The 17,677-nt window shown below is 69.6% G+C and carries 20 protein-coding genes; 16 read left to right on the forward strand and 4 right to left on the reverse strand.

The genetic code is table 11. From position 1 onward, the window contains the following. The first annotated feature begins 24 nt into the window (after positions 1 to 24). On the forward strand, positions 25 to 2,151 hold the full coding sequence (gene fusA / locus AB0D53_RS05935) for an elongation factor G (RefSeq protein WP_362440691.1): 2,127 nt from the start codon (positions 25 to 27) through the stop codon (positions 2,149 to 2,151). 160 nt (positions 2,152 to 2,311) lie between these two features. After that, complete coding sequence (gene tuf / locus AB0D53_RS05940) at positions 2,312 to 3,505, forward strand: elongation factor Tu (protein ID WP_356479249.1); 1,194 nt, start codon at positions 2,312 to 2,314, stop codon at positions 3,503 to 3,505. 147 nt (positions 3,506 to 3,652) lie between these two features. Here tuf and AB0D53_RS05945 read toward each other — a convergent pair whose 3' ends face one another. The 4 genes from AB0D53_RS05945 to AB0D53_RS05960 form a co-directional block, all read right to left on the reverse strand. After that, a complete protein-coding gene (locus AB0D53_RS05945; RefSeq protein WP_362441046.1) occupies positions 3,653 to 5,704 on the reverse strand; it encodes a PIG-L family deacetylase in 2,052 nt (683 codons plus the stop codon). A gap of 218 nt (positions 5,705 to 5,922) precedes the next feature. Further along, a complete protein-coding gene (locus AB0D53_RS05950) occupies positions 5,923 to 6,381 on the reverse strand; it encodes a GNAT family N-acetyltransferase (RefSeq protein ID WP_362440694.1) in 459 nt (152 codons plus the stop codon). Between the two features lie 23 nt (positions 6,382 to 6,404). Beyond that, the gene (locus AB0D53_RS05955) at positions 6,405 to 8,696 is read right to left on the reverse strand and encodes a poly(A) polymerase (protein WP_362440696.1); all 2,292 of its coding nucleotides are present in this window, start codon (positions 8,694 to 8,696) and stop codon (positions 6,405 to 6,407) included. A 162-nt stretch (positions 8,697 to 8,858) separates the two neighbouring features. Continuing rightward, entirely contained in the window at positions 8,859 to 10,529 is a 1,671-nt protein-coding gene (locus tag AB0D53_RS05960) for an RNA ligase family protein (protein ID WP_362440699.1), read from the reverse strand. A gap of 510 nt (positions 10,530 to 11,039) precedes the next feature. Between AB0D53_RS05960 and rpsJ the strand changes: the two genes are divergently transcribed. From rpsJ to rplE, 14 genes are all read left to right on the forward strand, one after another. After that, a complete protein-coding gene (rpsJ, locus tag AB0D53_RS05965) occupies positions 11,040 to 11,348 on the forward strand; it encodes a 30S ribosomal protein S10 (RefSeq protein WP_003948644.1) in 309 nt (102 codons plus the stop codon). A gap of 13 nt (positions 11,349 to 11,361) precedes the next feature. Continuing rightward, complete coding sequence (rplC, locus tag AB0D53_RS05970; protein ID WP_072485542.1) at positions 11,362 to 12,006, forward strand: 50S ribosomal protein L3; 645 nt, start codon at positions 11,362 to 11,364, stop codon at positions 12,004 to 12,006. Between the two features lie 7 nt (positions 12,007 to 12,013). Further along, the gene (gene rplD, locus AB0D53_RS05975) at positions 12,014 to 12,664 is read left to right on the forward strand and encodes a 50S ribosomal protein L4 (RefSeq protein WP_327369309.1); all 651 of its coding nucleotides are present in this window, start codon (positions 12,014 to 12,016) and stop codon (positions 12,662 to 12,664) included. Next, a complete protein-coding gene (rplW, locus tag AB0D53_RS05980; protein WP_003966958.1) occupies positions 12,664 to 12,987 on the forward strand; it encodes a 50S ribosomal protein L23 in 324 nt (107 codons plus the stop codon). Before rplD ends, rplW begins: the two co-directional genes overlap by 1 nt. A gap of 39 nt (positions 12,988 to 13,026) precedes the next feature. Beyond that, positions 13,027 to 13,863, forward strand: coding sequence for a 50S ribosomal protein L2 (gene rplB, locus AB0D53_RS05985; RefSeq protein ID WP_072485540.1), 837 nt, complete (start codon positions 13,027 to 13,029; stop codon positions 13,861 to 13,863). Positions 13,864 to 13,875: 12 nt separating this feature from the next. Next, positions 13,876 to 14,157 carry a 30S ribosomal protein S19 gene (rpsS, locus tag AB0D53_RS05990; RefSeq protein ID WP_003966956.1) on the forward strand — a complete coding sequence of 94 codons (282 nt, stop codon included), beginning with the start codon at positions 13,876 to 13,878 and terminating at the stop codon, positions 14,155 to 14,157. A 40-nt stretch (positions 14,158 to 14,197) separates the two neighbouring features. After that, complete coding sequence (gene rplV / locus AB0D53_RS05995; protein ID WP_004571827.1) at positions 14,198 to 14,545, forward strand: 50S ribosomal protein L22; 348 nt, start codon at positions 14,198 to 14,200, stop codon at positions 14,543 to 14,545. Further along, on the forward strand, positions 14,545 to 15,384 hold the full coding sequence (gene rpsC, locus AB0D53_RS06000; RefSeq protein ID WP_072485539.1) for a 30S ribosomal protein S3: 840 nt from the start codon (positions 14,545 to 14,547) through the stop codon (positions 15,382 to 15,384). The genes rplV and rpsC overlap by 1 nt, the downstream gene beginning before the upstream one ends. 5 nt (positions 15,385 to 15,389) lie before the next feature. After that, positions 15,390 to 15,809 (forward strand): 50S ribosomal protein L16, encoded by a 420-nt coding sequence (gene rplP, locus AB0D53_RS06005; protein WP_072485538.1) that lies wholly within the window; start codon positions 15,390 to 15,392, stop codon positions 15,807 to 15,809. Continuing rightward, a complete protein-coding gene (gene rpmC, locus AB0D53_RS06010; RefSeq protein ID WP_014047786.1) occupies positions 15,809 to 16,033 on the forward strand; it encodes a 50S ribosomal protein L29 in 225 nt (74 codons plus the stop codon). The genes rplP and rpmC overlap by 1 nt, the downstream gene beginning before the upstream one ends. Continuing rightward, a complete protein-coding gene (gene rpsQ / locus AB0D53_RS06015; protein ID WP_030977953.1) occupies positions 16,033 to 16,317 on the forward strand; it encodes a 30S ribosomal protein S17 in 285 nt (94 codons plus the stop codon). The genes rpmC and rpsQ overlap by 1 nt, the downstream gene beginning before the upstream one ends. A gap of 107 nt (positions 16,318 to 16,424) precedes the next feature. Continuing rightward, positions 16,425 to 16,793, forward strand: a complete 369-nt coding sequence (rplN, locus tag AB0D53_RS06020) for a 50S ribosomal protein L14 (protein ID WP_003966950.1) — start codon at positions 16,425 to 16,427, stop codon at positions 16,791 to 16,793. 2 nt (positions 16,794 to 16,795) lie between these two features. Beyond that, positions 16,796 to 17,119: a 50S ribosomal protein L24 gene (gene rplX, locus AB0D53_RS06025; RefSeq protein ID WP_003966949.1), complete on the forward strand. Its 324-nt coding sequence runs from the start codon at positions 16,796 to 16,798 to the stop codon at positions 17,117 to 17,119. Next, entirely contained in the window at positions 17,119 to 17,676 is a 558-nt protein-coding gene (gene rplE / locus AB0D53_RS06030) for a 50S ribosomal protein L5 (protein WP_072485537.1), read from the forward strand. The genes rplX and rplE overlap by 1 nt, the downstream gene beginning before the upstream one ends. The last annotated feature ends 1 nt before the right edge of the window (position 17,677 follow it).

Below are 17,677 nucleotides of genomic sequence, written 5' to 3' on the forward strand. Positions count from 1 at the left end.
GAGACCGAGAGAAGATTGAGCCTTATGGCCACCACTTCGCTTGACCTGGCCAAGGTCCGCAACATCGGGATCATGGCCCACATCGACGCGGGCAAGACGACCACCACTGAGCGGATCCTCTTCTACACCGGCGTTTCGTACAAGATCGGTGAAGTCCACGACGGCGCTGCCACGATGGACTGGATGGAGCAGGAGCAGGAGCGCGGCATCACGATCACGTCGGCCGCGACGACCTGCCACTGGCCGCTCAATGATGTTGACCACACCATCAACATCATCGACACCCCGGGTCACGTCGACTTCACCGTCGAGGTGGAGCGTTCGCTCCGCGTCCTCGACGGTGCCGTCACCGTGTTCGACGGTGTCGCCGGCGTCGAGCCGCAGTCCGAGACCGTCTGGCGTCAGGCGGACCGCTACGGCGTGCCGCGTATCTGCTTCGTCAACAAGCTCGACCGCACCGGTGCCGACTTCTTCCGCTGCGTCGACATGATCTCGGGCCGCCTCGGTGCGACCCCGATCGTCATGCAGCTCCCGATCGGTGCCGAGGCCGACTTCACGGGCGTCGTCGACCTCGTGACGATGAAGGCGTTCGTCTACCCGGTGGAAGCCACCAAGGGCGAGGCGTACGACATCGTCGACATCCCCGCAGAGCTTGCGGAGAAGGCCGAGGAGTACCGCGGCAAGCTCCTCGAGGCCGCCGCGGAGAACGACGAGGCGCTCATGGAGCTCTACCTGGAGGGCGAAGAGCCTTCCGTGGAGCAGCTCTACGACGGCATCCGTCGCATCACGATCAACTCCGGCAAGGGCGGCGAGACGACCGTCACCCCGGTGTTCTGCGGCACCGCGTTCAAGAACAAGGGCGTTCAGCCCCTGCTCGACGCCGTTGTGCGCTACCTGCCCTCGCCCCTGGACGTCGAGGCCATCGAGGGCCAGGACGTCAAGGACCCCGAGGTCGTCGTCAAGCGCAAGCCGTCCGACGACGAGCCGCTCGCGGCGCTGGCGTTCAAGATCATGAGCGACCCGCACCTCGGCAAGCTCACCTTCGTCCGGGTCTACTCGGGCCGCCTGGAGTCCGGCACCTCGGTGCTGAACTCCGTCAAGGGCAAGAAGGAGCGCATCGGCAAGATCTACCGCATGCACGCGAACAAGCGTGAGGAGATCGACTCGGTGGGCGCCGGCGACATCATCGCCGTCATGGGCCTGAAGCAGACCACCACCGGTGAGACGCTCTGCGACGACAAGGCGCCGGTGATCCTGGAGTCCATGGACTTCCCGGCACCGGTCATCCAGGTCGCCATCGAGCCCAAGTCCAAGGGCGACCAGGAGAAGCTGGGTGTCGCCATCCAGCGCCTCTCCGAAGAGGACCCGTCCTTCCAGGTGCACTCCGACGAGGAGACCGGCCAGACCATCATCGGTGGTATGGGCGAGCTGCACCTCGAAGTGCTCGTCGACCGCATGAAGCGCGAGTTCCGCGTCGAGGCGAACGTCGGCAAGCCGCAGGTCGCGTACCGCGAGACGATCCGCAAGGCCGTCGAGCGCGTCGACTACACCCACAAGAAGCAGACCGGTGGTACCGGTCAGTTCGCCAAGGTGCAGATCGCGATCGAGCCCATCGAGGGCGGCGAGGCCTCGTACGAGTTCGTCAACAAGGTCACCGGTGGCCGCATCCCCAGGGAGTACATCCCCTCGGTGGACGCGGGTGCCCAGGAAGCCATGCAGTTCGGCATCCTGGCCGGCTACGAGATGACCGGCGTCCGCGTCATTCTTCTCGACGGTGGTTACCACGAGGTCGACTCCTCCGAGCTGGCCTTCAAGATCGCCGGTTCGCAGGCCTTCAAGGAGGCCGCGCGGAAGGCGTCCCCGGTTCTCCTCGAGCCGATGATGGCCGTCGAGGTCACCACGCCCGAGGACTACATGGGCGATGTCATCGGCGACATCAACTCCCGCCGTGGCCAGATCCAGGCCATGGAGGAGCGCAGCGGCGCTCGCGTCGTGAAGGGCCTCGTGCCCCTCTCGGAGATGTTCGGCTACGTCGGAGACCTCCGCAGCAAGACCTCGGGTCGCGCAAGCTACTCGATGCAGTTCGACTCCTACGCCGAGGTTCCGCGGAACGTCGCCGAGGAGATCATCGCGAAGGCCAAGGGCGAGTAACTCTCCCGAGCTCACGCTTTAGGCTTGTCACCGGAGCCTGGTGGGGCATTCCGCGCAGTGCGAGAGCAATGTGCTGAATGCCCCCGGGCCCGGCATCCCAGCAAAGATCACCTGGCGCCGATGAAGCAAGGCGTACAGAACCACTCCACAGGAGGACCCAGTGGCGAAGGCGAAGTTCGAGCGGACTAAGCCGCACGTCAACATCGGCACCATCGGTCACATCGACCACGGTAAGACGACCCTCACGGCCGCCATTACCAAGGTGCTGCACGACGCGTACCCGGACCTGAACGAGGCCTCGGCCTTCGACCAGATCGACAAGGCTCCCGAGGAGCGCCAGCGCGGTATCACGATCTCGATCGCGCACGTCGAGTACCAGACGGAGTCGCGTCACTACGCGCACGTCGACTGCCCGGGTCACGCGGACTACATCAAGAACATGATCACGGGTGCCGCGCAGATGGACGGCGCCATCCTCGTGGTCGCCGCCACCGACGGCCCGATGCCGCAGACCAAGGAGCACGTGCTCCTGGCCCGCCAGGTCGGCGTTCCGTACATCGTCGTCGCCCTGAACAAGGCCGACATGGTGGACGACGAGGAGATCCTGGAGCTCGTCGAGCTCGAGGTCCGTGAGCTCCTCTCCGAGTACGAGTTCCCGGGCGACGACCTGCCGGTCGTCAAGGTCTCGGCGCTCAAGGCGCTCGAGGGCGACAAGGAGTGGGGCCAGACCGTCCTCGACCTGATGAAGGCCGTCGACGAGAACATCCCGCAGCCCGAGCGTGACGTCGACAAGCCGTTCCTGATGCCGATCGAGGACGTCTTCACGATCACCGGTCGTGGCACCGTCGTCACCGGTCGTATCGAGCGTGGTGTCCTCAAGGTCAACGAGACCGTCGACATCGTCGGTATCAAGCAGGAGAAGACCACCACCACGGTCACCGGCATCGAGATGTTCCGCAAGCTGCTCGACGAGGGCCAGGCCGGTGAGAACGTCGGTCTGCTCCTCCGTGGCATCAAGCGCGAGGACGTCGAGCGCGGCCAGGTCATCATCAAGCCCGGTTCGGTCACGCCGCACACCGAGTTCGAGGCCCAGGCCTACATCCTGTCGAAGGACGAGGGTGGCCGTCACACCCCGTTCTTCAACAACTACCGCCCGCAGTTCTACTTCCGTACCACGGACGTGACCGGCGTCGTGACCCTCCCCGAGGGCACCGAGATGGTCATGCCGGGCGACAACACCGTCATGTCGGTCCAGCTGATCCAGCCGGTCGCCATGGAGGAGGGCCTGAAGTTCGCCATCCGTGAGGGTGGCCGGACCGTGGGCGCCGGCCAGGTCACCAAGATCGTCAAGTAATTACCTGACTGTCTGACCTGGTTGCTCCGCACAGAGCACCGAGGAGGGCCCCGGCCCGCCGCGCGAGCGGTGGACCGGGGCCCTTCTTCATGTCCGGGCGATGTCCGGGCGGGACGCCCTGGCGGGGTGTCCCGGGCGGGTGCCCGTTCAGGGGCGCCAGAGCCAGGGCAGGGCGTCGGGTCCCAGGGCCACCGCCGTCGGCCGCCCGTCCCTGCCGATGTGCAGGGCCGGTATGTCCAGTGCCACCGGCCCGCGCTCACGTACGGAGAGCCCCCGGGCGGTACGGAGCTGGACCAGGCCCTTCTCGGTGCGGCCGAGCAGCACCGGGGCGCCCGGTGACCCGGCGGCGGCCACCGGGCCGTATCCGTCGAAGCCCGCGCGGTCCGGTATCCGGCGGCCGTAGCCGTCGATGCCGGTCTCGTCGGCCGTCTCCCCGGTCCGCAGGGTCGTCAGCGCGGCCTTCGCCGCCGGGCGGTAGAACAGCTCGATGCTGCCGTCCGCCCCCGGCAGCGCGGCCGGGCCGTCCCCGGGCACCGGCACCCCGCTGATCTGGGTGCGCGCCGTGGCCGGATCGCCGGGCGCGTCCTGCGTCCAGTGGTGCACCGCGAACCGGCCCGCCGCGAAGACATGGACGCGCCCCTCGGCGTCCACCACGGCACTCAGCCCGTCCTGGATCTCGCCGCCGCCCATGTCCTGCCACCCGCTCCACCGGCCGGTCGTGTCCCGTACCCGGGTGCTGACGCCCTTCTCCGCGTTCCGTACGAAGAGATGCACCCGCCCGTCGGGTGCGGCGACCGCGACCGGGACGCCGATCCGGCGCCCGCCGTCGTGGTCGTGCACCGGGTTGCCCAGCCCCTCCCAGGCGCGGAAGGAGCCGCCGGGGGAGCGCTGCTCCAGCGCGACGATCTCGCGCTGGTTGTCCGCGCCGTGCCCGCCGAGCGCGGCGAAGCGAAGCCCGAAGAGCAACTGCCGGCCGTCCGGCAGGGTCGCGCAGCCCAGGACCGAGGCGAGCGGGCCGCCGCCGAGGTCGTCCGGGGTGTCCCACGTCCCACTGCCCGGCGCGCTCTCGCGCCAGCGCACCGCCCGCAGTCCCAGCACCCCGTAGGCGACCAGCCGGCCGTCCGGGTCGGTGGTGACGGCCGGGCGGGGGCCCGGGTAGCGGTAGTGGGTGGACCGTACCCAGCCCTTCCGGTTGGTCAGCGGCCGGTTGCCGCCGACCCCGTAGTCACCGCAGCCCGCGGGGTTGCCGCAGCGCCAGTCGGCCGATCCCCCGTACGCCACCAGGAGCGACGCCTTCTCCTTCAGCACGGCGGGCGGCAGGTTCTTGGGCCAGTGCCGGTTGTAGTAGCCGCGGAACGCGGTGGTGGCGAAGCGCGGCACCCCGTCGCCGTCGCGGGTGGCCGTCGCCACCCAGCGGATCAGCGCCGTCCAGGTGAACAGCGCGGTCGCGGTGTGGTCGGGATGGTCGGAGTAGCCCTTCTGCTCGCTGTCCCGCCGCCGGACGGGCTCACTGCTGTGCTGGATGTCGGGGTCCGGGTCCATGGTGTGCACGATGCTGGGCCGGTACCGGTCGAACAGCCCGACCAGGACGTCGATCAGTCCGTCGTACGTGTACGAGCCCACCTGCTGCAGCGGCGAGTCGTCGGCGACGACGGTGGGCAGGACGAGGCGGCGGTCCTGCCAGAGGCTGGGCAGTCCGAGACGCCCGTACGTGGTGTGCATGGCGGTGTTGATGAAGATCAGCTCGACCCTGCGGCCGTTGTGGCCGAGGCGGTTGATCTCGGCCCGGTGGTTGCCGTTCAGGGTGATGACGGACTTCTGCCATTTTGTGAACCGGCCGAGTCCGAGCAGGGTCGCGTACGCCTGGCGGAGCCCCTGGTGACGGGAGGAGGAGTACGCGGCCTTGTCGGGGGCGGGCAGGGGCCGGCCGGGCATGCGGTTGATGCCGGTGGCCTCGCCGCCGGTGAGATAGACGCAGACCAGCGGCGTCCCGTCGTGGAAGGCCTGCTGGGTGTCCGGGTTCATGAAGTACAGGTCGTCGTCCGGGTGGGCGAGGATCTGCATCATCAGGGCCGGGTGCGAGGTGCTGATCGGCAGTCCGGGCGTCGGGTCCGCGGCGGGATCGCGGCGGCGGGGCGGCGAGGGCGCCGTGCAGGCGGTGAGGGCCGCCAGACCGGTCGCAGCGGCCGCCGTCAGCATCGTGCGCCGCGGCACTCCGGGGCGGGATGCGCGCAGGGCGGGTCGATCCGTCACACCGTGGCTCCGTCCACTTCCCCCGCAGCGGGCGGCTGTGCGGCCCTGTGCTGCGTGCCGAATCCGTGCAGGCCACGGCGGGGGGCGAGCCGCTGCTGCGGGGGGATAGACGGAGATTCCCGGGGGCGGGTTGCCTGGATATCCGATGATGTGACCCGGACGGTTCAACTCACGGGTGTACGCACCATGAACACATCCACCGGGTCCTGCCGCTCAACGGTGAACCCGTGCCGTTCGTAGAGCGCGCGGGCGGCGCTGCCCTGGAGCACGTCCAGCCGTACGGCCGCGCCCTCCTCGTCGGCCCGCGCGAGCAGCGACCGGAGCACCGCGGTGCCTGTGCCGCGCCCGTGGAGCGCGGGGGAGAGGTAGAAGTTCTCCAGTCGCAGCCCGCTGCCTGCCGGGCGCAGGGTGACGGATCCGGCGAGTTCGCCGTCCACGACCACGATCGAGGTGTGCTCCGGTGCGTAGTGGTCCCGCAGCCGCTGCCGTACGCGGTGCTCGTCGTAACGTCCGAGCCGCTCCAGGTCGGGGCGCATCACCACGGCCCTGAGCTCGGCCAGGGCCTCGACGTCCTCGGGCAGGGCGGGGCGCAGGGTCCAGGTCGCGGTGGTGCTCGTCGTCATGGACGGATTCTCGCCGGCCTTCGTCACCGCGGCTCCGGCGCCTCCCCGCGGTCCGCCCGGCGCAGTCCCGCCTCCGGGATGCCGCGCAGCAGCTCCGCGCCGATCTCCGCGAGCCGGCCGCCGTCGGGCGGGGTGAGGCCCAGGCCGATGGCGTACTGGACGTGGGAGGCGTCGGCACCGTACGGGCGGGGCCAGGCGTGCGCGTCCGGGGAGCCCGCTTCCGCGAGGGCGGCGAGCAGGGCCAGTAGCCGGCCACGGAAGCGCCCCTCGTCCGCGCCGTGCCGCACGGAGACGATCGCCCAGGCGGCGTGGCGCCGGCGCAGCGGCGGCGGGGCGCAGAGCAGGGTGTGCGGTACGGGGCCGGAGTCGTCGGCGGACTCCAGGATCTCCCAGGCGCGGAACAGTTCCTCGGCCAGGAGGTCGCGGCCGGCGGGGGAGACCTGTGCGGTGCAGGAGCGGACCGGGGCGGTCGGGGTCAGCACGGTGAGGGGGAGTCCGCCGGTCCCGTCCGGGCCGCCGGGACCGGCGGCCGTGCCGGTGCCGTCTGTGCCGTCCGTACCTCCGGGCCCGACCGGGCGGTCCCAGTCCCAGGCGGCCCAGGTCGCGAAGAAGTGCCTGAGCAGGGGGAGTGGCGGCAGTCCGCCAGCCTCGTGGGCGGTACGGGCCGCGAGTACGGACCAGGCGAGGCCGGGCAGTCCGCCGCACGGGGCGGAGTCCAGACCGCGCGCCCGCGCCCAGGCCTTCACCTCGCGGGCGAGCCGGGTGAAGGCCGCCCGGTGCGGGTCCGCCGCCACGAGCACCGCGTCCGCGTCGCTCACCGCGCTCAGCGCCGTGGCCGCCGGCTCGCCCAGCTCGGTGCGCCGGGCCACCGCCTCGGCCGGGGGGAGAGCGCCCGTCGCCACGGTCGCCAGGTCCACCCCGAGCCCGCCGAAGGAGAAACGCAGTCCCGGCACGCGGGCACCGGCCACCTCGCGCAGCCCCTCGGCGTCCGGCAGGGCCGCGACCAGCCGCTCCCGTACCTTCGGCAGATCCACGGCACCGGGCAGGGCCGCGACCAGGTCCACGTCCGCGCCGGGCAGCGCACAGTCCATCCGCCGGGAGCCGGCCAGGTGGACAGCGCCTTCGGGCAGGGCAGCGGCCACCCGGCGCACGACATCGGCCGCGCACGCCTCCTCCGCCGCGTCCGCGCGGATTTCCTCCGCCACCTCGGCGGCCAGCTCCACCCGTACCCCGAAGTGGTCCGAGACGTACAGCCCGTCCGGCGCCGCAGGGACATCGCCCAGCAGCACCGCCGACACGGGCCGCAGCCGCTCCGAGCGGACCAGCACCCGGTCCAGCCGGGACACCCGCCCGGACAGGGAGGAGACCGCGGCCAGCGGGTTGACCGACGGGTCGAAGGTGGGTGCCCGGTCGTCCGGGCCGTGCACCCGGCTCCAGGCGTCCGTCATCGCCAGCCGGTCCTGCGGGGTGTCCCCGCCGTCGTTGAAGTCGCCGAGCAGTGTCACATCGCCCTCGACGGCCGCCAACCCCGTTGCCAGATCGGCCAGTTCGGCATCACGCCGGCCGGCGCCGTTCGCCGAGTGGTCGCTGCTGAGATGGGTCGCGGCGACCGTCACCGGCCCTTCTGCGGTCTCCACGACGACGGCGGCGACCGCCTTGTGCGGGCCGAGGACATGCAGGCCCGCCTCGCGCACCGGGAGCCTGCTGAGCAGCAGCAGCCCGCAGTCGGCGACGTCCCGGCCGGCCGGATCGGCCCAGAGCGTGTAGCCGTCGCGGACCCAGGGCGCCGCCAACAGCAGGGCGAGCAGGGCGGGTTCGGCCTCCTGGAGGGCGATGACATCGACGTCCGCGCCGCGCAGGGCGTCGAGCAGGAGCGGCCGGCGCCGGGCGGTGTCGATGCGGTCGCTGTCGTATCGGTCCCAGAGGGTGTTCCAGGTCAGCAGCGTCAGGGGGCCGGGCCCCGGCGCGGGCGGCGGTGCGTCCTCGGGCACCGGCACCCAGGCGGCCTGCTGCGCGGAGTACGCGTGCGGGGTGCGGGAGACGAAGTACGGGGAGGGCAGCCGGCGCGGGGCGCGCACCCGCCCGGCCTCCGTCGCGTCGATCCGGTCCACGCCCGAGGACCGGTCCCACACCACCTCGCCGTCCGCCTCGAAGAACAGGACCCGGTGCCAGGGGATCTCCCCGCCCGGTGTGAAGCGGGGCAGCGGCACCCGCTTGGGCACCGTCCCGCGCTGCGCCACGCCCAGCACGAAGCGCGCCGGATCGAACCGGGAGTCCCAGCGGACCCGGTGGTATATCTCCTCGCTGGTACGCATTCAGGGCCTTCCGTCTGGATCACGCCGGGCTCGCATGCCCCCGGTGCCGCGCCTCACGGCGTTGTCGTCACTCGCCATGGCCTTGCCATGCCTTCCTCTCCGCCTTGCGATCCACGGCACCGGAGCCCGCTCCCCGGTCCGGCCCGATCCGGACGGAAGGCCCTACGCCCTGTCCTCCACGGTCCCGCTCGCGCCGATGTACCAGGTGCGGTGCGCCTGGCCCGGGTACGGGGGCACGAACCGGTGCAGCTGCGAGGTCAGCACCCCGGGCGGCACCGGATGGCCGCGGTGTTCGTTGCGGCGGATCAGCTCGGCCTCGTCGACCAGGGCCACGGCATGGGTGAGCAGCGCGTCCCTGCGCCGGGCGACCGCGTGCACCAGGGAGCGCTGGTGCGCGTTGAGCGAGGTGGCGTCCCAGACGACCGTGGAGTCGGTGGCGAGCGCGGCGTCCAGCCGGTCCAGCCCCTCGCGCAGCACCTCCCCGTTGGCCTTCTGGCCGGCACGGGAGCCCCGGGCCAGGCGCAGGTCGTCGAGCGAGATACAGGTGTCGACGCCGGGCAGGGCGCGCGCGAAGGTGCTCTTGCCGCTGCCGGACGGGCCGACCAGCTGGACCAGGCGCGGGAAGTTGCCGGACCGCCAGCGCCAGGTCGCCGCGACGGCCTCCTCGGCGGTGGCGACCCGGCCCAGGGCGTACGCCTCCCGGGCCTGCGCCCAGCAGCGGTCCGCGGCCTCGGGCTCCAGGTCGGCGAAGGCCTCCCGCAGCCCGGCCGGTTCCGCCAGGTCGTCCGCGTACAGCGCCGACCACTCCACCTGCTCGCGCGCCCCGGCGGTGTCGGCCACCGTGGCGGCCAGGGTGTGCAGCAGCGGCAGATCGGCGGCGAACGACATCCGGACCAGTCCGGTGCGGCGCTCCTCGTCCGGGTAGGGCCGGTGCAGCCCGGGGTGCAGCCCGACGAGGTCCGCGACGCGGCGGGCGAGCGGCATCCCGAGCGAGGGGGCCAGTGCGGGCGCGAGCGCGGGGCGGCGGGACCGGTGCAGCAGCGCGGCCAGTACCCCGGTCAGCCGGTCCTCGCCCGTCCGGCCCAGCGCGTCGAGGGCGTCGCCCATCGCGCGGGCGGCCCCGGCGTCCCCCGCGTCCGTGCCCGCGGCGGCGGCCAGCGCCGTCGCGTCGACCGGTGCCCCGGACCGTACGGCCCACAGGGCGGCGGCCGGACCGAGCCCGTTCGCCACGACGGCGGCGTGCATCCAGTGCGTATCGGTCCGTACGTGGCCGGGCCGCACCCACTTGGCCACCAGCCGCCCGAAGTCCGCCGCCCCGAAGCCGTCCACGGGCCGTACGACGTACCCCTCCTGCCGTCCGGTGTCGGTCTTCCGTGCCCGCAGCGCCTTCTCGGCGCGGGCGTCGAACACTCCGCGCCACAGCACGGGCGGCACCGGTATCCCCAGCCCCCGCAGGAACTCCACGGTCCGGTCCCAGTCCAGGCAGCGCTCCCCGTCCCAGACGGAGAAACCGTAGAAGAAGCTCTCCAGGCCGTCGTACGGGATCGAGTGGCGGGCGAACATGTTCTCGCCGCAGACCCGCCACCCGTCGGGGATGCGCGCCCCGACCCGGCCCTGGAGCGCCTTCACCCAGCCCCGCGAGGGGTGGTGGGCCGAGTCGAGGGAACGGGCGTGGAGCCCGTCGGCGTAGAGCGTGGTGTTCTCGCCGTCCAGCTTCTCGGTGACGACGACCTCGCGGCCGGCCAGCGCGGCGAGACCGGCGATCCGCACGTCGTCCGAGGTGGCCCCGGGGGACCAGGGCAGATGGGCGGTGCGTGGATAGTGCGTACGCATGATCGATGCCCCTGGTGACTACGGCCGGTCCGGCCGGTCACTGTAGGCATGATGGTGCGCACCGCTCGACCCGATTTACGGTGAGGGACGCCCGGCACTGCTCCCTCTGCGCGCCCGCGTTTGACCGTGCGACGGCGGGGGGTAAGATCCTCCGCCCGATTGGCCAGGCTCACGCCCCGTATGGCACACTGACCAGGTTGCTCGGTTGAGTGTCAATGCTGCGCGCCTCCCGCCGGGAGGACCGGAAGCGAGTCCCACAGTACTCGTCGACCCCTCGCGGGTCGGACGTACGGGAATCTTCCGGGAAGCGTCAGTGGGGCACCGGCCAGGCGCCCGGTGGGTGTTCCGCCCCCGGTCCTGCGGTCCTCGGGCCCGCACCCCCTTGGTTGGGAAATCCTTCGGGAGATCTGCGTAGAGGGGATGCGACACGCCCGACCGCGTGGGTCGGAGGGGGAGTCGTCAGAGCCCCCGGGTTCCAGAGCGTTACGAGAGACAGGACTACTAGTAGCCATGGCGGGACAGAAGATCCGCATCCGGCTCAAGGCCTACGACCACGAGGTCATCGACTCCTCGGCGAAGAAGATCGTCGAGACGGTGACCCGCACTGGTGCGTCGGTCGCGGGCCCGGTGCCGCTGCCCACTGAGAAGAACGTGTACTGCGTCATCAAGTCGCCGCACAAGTACAAGGACTCGCGCGAGCACTTCGAGATGCGCACGCACAAGCGCCTCATCGACATCCTCGACCCCACGCCGAAGACGGTTGACTCGCTGATGCGTCTCGACCTGCCGGCGGGCGTCGACATCGAGATCAAGCTCTGAGGTGACGCGCGAGATGGCTAAGAACATTAAGGGCGTCCTGGGCGAGAAGCTCGGCATGACCCAGGTCTGGGACGAGAACAACCGGGTCGTCCCGGTGACCGTCGTCAAGGCCGGGCCCTGCGTCGTCACCCAGGTCCGCACCAACGACAACGACGGCTACGAGGCAGTCCAGATCGCCTTCGGCGAGATCGACCCCCGCAAGGTGAACAAGCCCCTCAAGGGCCACTTCGCCAAGGCCGACGTGACCCCGCGCCGCCACCTGGTGGAGCTCCGCACCCCTGACGCCAGCGAGTACACGCTGGGCCAGGAGGTCACTGCCGAGGTGTTCGAGTCCGGCGTCAAGGTCGACGTCACGGGCAAGAGCAAGGGCAAGGGCTTCGCCGGTGTGATGAAGCGTCACAACTTCAAGGGTGGCAAGGCGTCCCACGGTGCCCACCGTGTGCACCGTATGCCCGGCTCCATCGGTGGCTGTGCCACCCCCGGCCGTGTCTTCAAGGGCATGCGCATGGCGGGTCGTATGGGCAACGAGCGGGTCACCACCCAGAACCTGACCATCCACGCGGTTGACGCGGAGAAGGGTCTGCTCCTCATCAAGGGCGCGGTCCCGGGTCCGAACGGCGGCCTCGTCCTGGTCCGCACCGCGGCCAAGGGGGCTTGAGGAACCGATGAGCACCATTGACATCCTTTCGCCGGCAGGCGACAAGGCCGGGACCGTCGAGCTCCCCGCGGAGATCTTCGACGCCAAGACCAGCGTTCCGCTGATCCACCAGGTCGTCGTCGCGCAGCTGGCAGCTGCCCGTCAGGGCACGCACAAGACCAAGACCCGCGGCGAGGTCCGTGGTGGTGGGCGCAAGCCGTACCGCCAGAAGGGCACCGGCCGCGCGCGCCAGGGTTCGACCCGTGCGCCGCAGTTCGCCGGCGGTGGCGTCGTCCACGGCCCGCAGCCGCGTGACTACTCGCAGCGGACCCCGAAGAAGATGAAGGCCGCCGCCCTGCGCGGTGCCCTCTCGGACCGGGCCCGTCACTCCCGCATCCACGTCGTCACCGGCGTGGTCGAGGGTGCCGTCTCCACCAAGGCCGCCAAGACGCTGTTCGGCAAGATCTCGGAGCGCAAGAACCTGCTCCTGGTCGTCGACCGCGCCGACGAGGCCGCGTGGCTGTCCGCCCGTAACCTGCCCCAGGTGCACATCCTGGAGCCGGGCCAGCTGAACACGTACGACGTGATCGTCTCTGACGACGTGGTCTTCACCCAGGCCGCCTTCGAGTCCTTCGTGTCTGGCCCCCAGACCGCTGAGACCGAAGGGAGCGACGCCTGATGAGCGAGGCGACCGTTACCAGCAAGACCTACTCGGACCCGCGCGACGTTCTCGTCAAGCCGGTTGTTTCCGAGAAGAGCTACGCGCTGCTCGACGAGAACAAGTACACGTTCATCGTCGCGCCCGGCTCCAACAAGACCCAGATCAAGCAGGCCGTGGAAGCGGTCTTCTCGGTCAAGGTCACCGGGGTCAACACGATCAACCGGCAGGGCAAGCGCAAGCGCACCCGCACCGGTTTCGGCAAGCGCGCCGACACGAAGCGCGCCATCGTGACCCTCGCCGAGGGCGACCGTATCGACATCTTCGGCGGCCCGACCTCCTGACGGAGGTCGAGTCGTCCGGAATCGGACGAGGACTGAGAAATGGGTATCCGCAAGTACAAGCCGACGACCCCGGGCCGTCGTGGCTCCAGCGTCGCCGACTTTGTCGAGATCACGCGGTCCACGCCGGAGAAGTCGCTGGTCCGCCCCCTGCACAGCAAGGGCGGCCGTAACAACGCCGGTCGTGTGACCGTTCGCCACCAGGGCGGTGGCCACAAGCGCGCCTACCGAGTGATCGACTTCCGTCGTCACGACAAGGACGGCGTGCCGGCCAAGGTCGCGCACATCGAGTACGACCCCAACCGCACCGCGCGCATCGCGCTCCTGCACTACGCGGACGGCGAGAAGCGCTACATCATCGCGCCGCGTGGCCTGTCGCAGGGCGACCGTGTCGAGAACGGCCCGGCCGCCGACATCAAGCCCGGCAACAACCTGGCGCTGCGCAACATCCCGGTCGGTACGACCATCCACGCCATCGAGCTGCGGCCCGGCGGCGGCGCGAAGTTCGCCCGTTCCGCGGGTGCCTCCGTGCAGCTGCTGGCGAAGGAGGGCACCATGGCCCACCTTCGTATGCCGTCGGGTGAGATCCGCCTGGTCGACGCCCGCTGCCGCGCCACCATCGGCGAGGTCGGCAACGCCGAGCAGTCGAACATCAACTGGGGCAAGGCCGGCCGCATGCGCTGGAAGGGCGTCCGCCCGACCGTCCGCGGTGTCGCGATGAACCCGGTCGACCACCCGCACGGTGGTGGTGAGGGCAAGACCTCCGGTGGTCGCCACCCGGTCTCCCCGTGGGGTCAGAAGGAGGGTCGTACTCGTTCGCCGAAGAAGGCTTCGAACAAGTACATCGTCCGCCGCCGCAAGACGAACAAGAAGCGCTAGGAGCGGGTTTAGATGCCGCGCAGTCTCAAGAAGGGGCCCTTCGTCGACGGCCACCTCATCAAGAAGGTGGACGTACAGAACGAGGCAGGCACCAAGAACGTCATCAAGACCTGGTCCCGTCGCTCGATGATCGTCCCGGCCATGCTGGGTCACACCATCGCGGTGCACAACGGCAAGATCCACGTCCCGGTGTTCGTCACCGAGTCGATGGTCGGCCACAAGCTCGGCGAGTTCTCGCCGACTCGCACCTTCCGCGGCCACGTCAAGGACGACCGGAAGTCGAAGCGCCGCTAACGCGGGGTGACTGACTATGACTTACACCGAAGGGACAACCATGGAAGCCAGGGCCCAGGCGCGGTACATCCGCGTCACGCCCATGAAGGCCCGCCGCGTGGTGGACCTCATCCGTGGCATGGATGCCACGGAGGCTCAGGCGGTCCTGCGTTTCGCCCCGCAGGCCGCGAGCGTGCCGGTTGGCAAGGTGCTGGACAGCGCCATCGCCAACGCCGCACACAACTACGACCACACCGACGCCTCTTCGCTGGTCATCAGCGAGGCGTACGTGGACGAGGGCCCGACCCTGAAGCGGTTCCGTCCGCGTGCTCAGGGCCGTGCCTACCGGATCCGTAAGCGGACCAGCCACATCACCGTGGTCGTCAGCAGCAAGGAAGGAACCCGGTAATGGGCCAGAAGGTAAACCCGCACGGGTTCCGGCTCGGCATTACCACGGACTTCAAGTCCCGTTGGTACGCCGACAAGCTGTACAAGGACTACGTCAAGGAAGACGTCGCCATTCGTCGCATGATGACGAAGGGCATGGAGCGGGCCGGCATCTCGAAGGTCGAGATCGAGCGCACCCGCGACCGCGTCCGCGTTGACATCCACACCGCCCGCCCGGGCATCGTCATCGGCCGCCGCGGCGCCGAGGCCGACCGCATCCGTGGCGAGCTGGAGAAGCTGACCGGCAAGCAGGTCCAGCTGAACATCCTCGAGGTCAAGAACCCCGAGGTGGACGCTCAGCTGGTGGCCCAGGCCGTCGCCGAGCAGCTCTCCTCCCGCGTCTCCTTCCGTCGGGCCATGCGCAAGAGCATGCAGAGCTCGATGAAGGCCGGCGCCAAGGGCATCAAGATCCAGTGCGGTGGCCGCCTCGGCGGCGCCGAGATGTCCCGCTCGGAGTTCTACCGCGAGGGCCGTGTGCCCCTGCACACGCTCCGCGCGAACGTCGACTACGGCTTCTTCGAGGCCAAGACGACCTTCGGCCGCATCGGCGTGAAGGTCTGGATCTACAAGGGCGACGTCAAGAACATCGCCGAGGTCCGCGCCGAGAACGCCGCTGCCCGTGCCGGCAACCGCCCGGCCCGTGGCGGCGCTGACCGCCCGGCCGGCCGTGGTGGCCGCGGTGGCGAGCGTGGCGGTCGCGGTCGCAAGCCGCAGCAGCAGTCGGCTCAGACCGAGGCCCCCAAGGCCGAGGCTCCCGCCGCTGCCGCTCCGGCTGCCGAGAGCACCGGAACGGAGGCCTGACCGAAATGCTGATCCCCCGTAGGGTCAAGCACCGCAAGCAGCACCACCCGAAGCGCAGCGGTATGTCCAAGGGTGGCACGCAGGTTGCGTTCGGCGAGTACGGCATCCAGGCGCTGACCCCGGCGTACGTGACGAACCGTCAGATCGAGGCAGCTCGTATCGCGATGACCCGTCACATCAAGCGTGGCGGCAAGGTCTGGATCAACATCTACCCGGACCGTCCCCTGACGAAGAAGCCGGCCGAGACCCGCATGGGTTCCGGTAAGGGTTCTCCCGAGTGGTGGATCGCGAACGTCAAGCCGGGTCGCGTGATGTTCGAGCTGTCCTACCCGAACGAGAAGATTGCTCGTGAGGCGCTCACCCGCGCTGCTCACAAGCTTCCGATGAAGTGCCGCATCGTTCGGCGCGAGGCAGGTGAGGCGTGATGTCGGCCGGAACCAAGGCGTCCGAGCTGCGCGAGCTGGGCAACGAGGAGCTGCTCAACAAGCTCCGCGAGGCCAAGGAAGAGCTGTTCAACCTCCGCTTCCAGGCGGCGACCGGGCAGCTCGAGAACCACGGTCGGCTCAAGTCCGTCCGTAAGGACATCGCCCGGATCTACACCCTGATGCGCGAGCGCGAGCTGGGCATCGAGACGGTGGAGAGCGTCTGATGAGCGAGAAGACTGTGACTGAGACGAACACCGACCGCGGTTTCCGCAAGACCCGTGAGGGTCTGGTCGTCAGCGACAAGATGGACAAGACCGTCGTCGTCGCTGTCGAGGACCGTGTCAAGCACGCGCTGTACGGCAAGGTCATCCGCCGTACGAACAAGCTCAAGGCGCACGACGAGCAGAACGCCGCCGGCGTCGGCGACCGCGTCCTCCTGATGGAGACCCGGCCGCTGTCCGCCACGAAGCGGTGGCGCGTCGTCGAGATCCTCGAGAAGGCCAAGTAATTCCTGAGGGGCATTCCCCTCAGGCAAGTTCCGCCAGGCTCGGCGGGGGTTCGCTCCGGTGACGGAGCGGCCCCCGCCGGGAACCGGCAGACGATCAGGAGATAGACGTGATCCAGCAGGAGTCGCGACTTCGCGTCGCCGACAACACGGGTGCGAAGGAAATCCTCACCATCCGTGTTCTCGGTGGTTCGGGTCGCCGCTACGCGGGCATCGGTGACGTCATCGTCGCCACCGTCAAGGACGCGATCCCCGGTGGCAACGTGAAGAAGGGTGACGTCGTCAAGGCCGTCATCGTTCGCACCGTCAAGGAGCGTCGCCGTCAGGATGGCTCGTACATCCGCTTCGACGAGAACGCCGCCGTCATTCTGAAGAACGACGGTGACCCCCGCGGCACCCGCATCTTCGGCCCGGTGGGCCGGGAACTGCGCGAGAAGAAGTTCATGAAGATCATCTCGCTCGCGCCGGAGGTGCTGTAAGCATGAAGATCAAGAAGGGCGACCTGGTTCAGGTCATCACCGGTAAGGACAAGGGCAAGCAGGGCAAGGTCATCGTGGCCTACCCCGCTCAGGACCGCGTCCTCGTCGAGGGTGTCAACCGGGTCAAGAAGCACACCAAGGCCGGTCAGACCGCTCGCGGTTCGCAGACCGGTGGCATCGTCACGACCGAGGCCCCCATCCACGTGAGCAACGTTCAGCTCGTCGTGGAGAAGGACGGCAACAAGGTCGTCACGCGCGTCGGTTACCGCTTCGACGACGAAGGCAACAAGATCCGCGTTGCCAAGCGGACGGGTGAGGACATCTGATGGCTACCACCACCACTCCGCGTCTGAAGACGAAGTACCGCGAGGAAATCTCCGGCAAGCTGCGTGAGGAGTTCTCGTACGAGAACGTCATGCAGATCCCCGGTCTGGTCAAGATCGTGGTCAACATGGGTGTGGGCGACGCCGCCCGCGACTCCAAGCTGATCGACGGCGCCGTGCGCGACCTCACCACGATCACCGGTCAGAAGCCGGCCGTGACCAAGGCCCGCAAGTCCATCGCGCAGTTCAAGCTGCGCGAGGGTCAGCCGATCGGCTGCCACGTCACCCTTCGTGGTGACCGCATGTGGGAGTTCCTGGACCGTACGCTGTCGCTCGCGCTGCCGCGTATCCGTGACTTCCGTGGTCTGTCGCCGAAGCAGTTCGACGGCCGTGGCAACTACACGTTCGGTCTCACGGAGCAGGTCATGTTCCACGAGATCGACCAGGACAAGATCGACCGGGTCCGGGGCATGGACATCACCGTGGTCACCACGGCGACCAACGACGACGAGGGTCGTGCCCTCCTTCGTCACCTCGGCTTCCCGTTCAAGGAGAACTGAC

Source organism: Streptomyces sp. NPDC048295 (assembly GCF_040652135.1).
GTDB lineage: Bacteria > Actinomycetota > Actinomycetes > Streptomycetales > Streptomycetaceae > Streptomyces.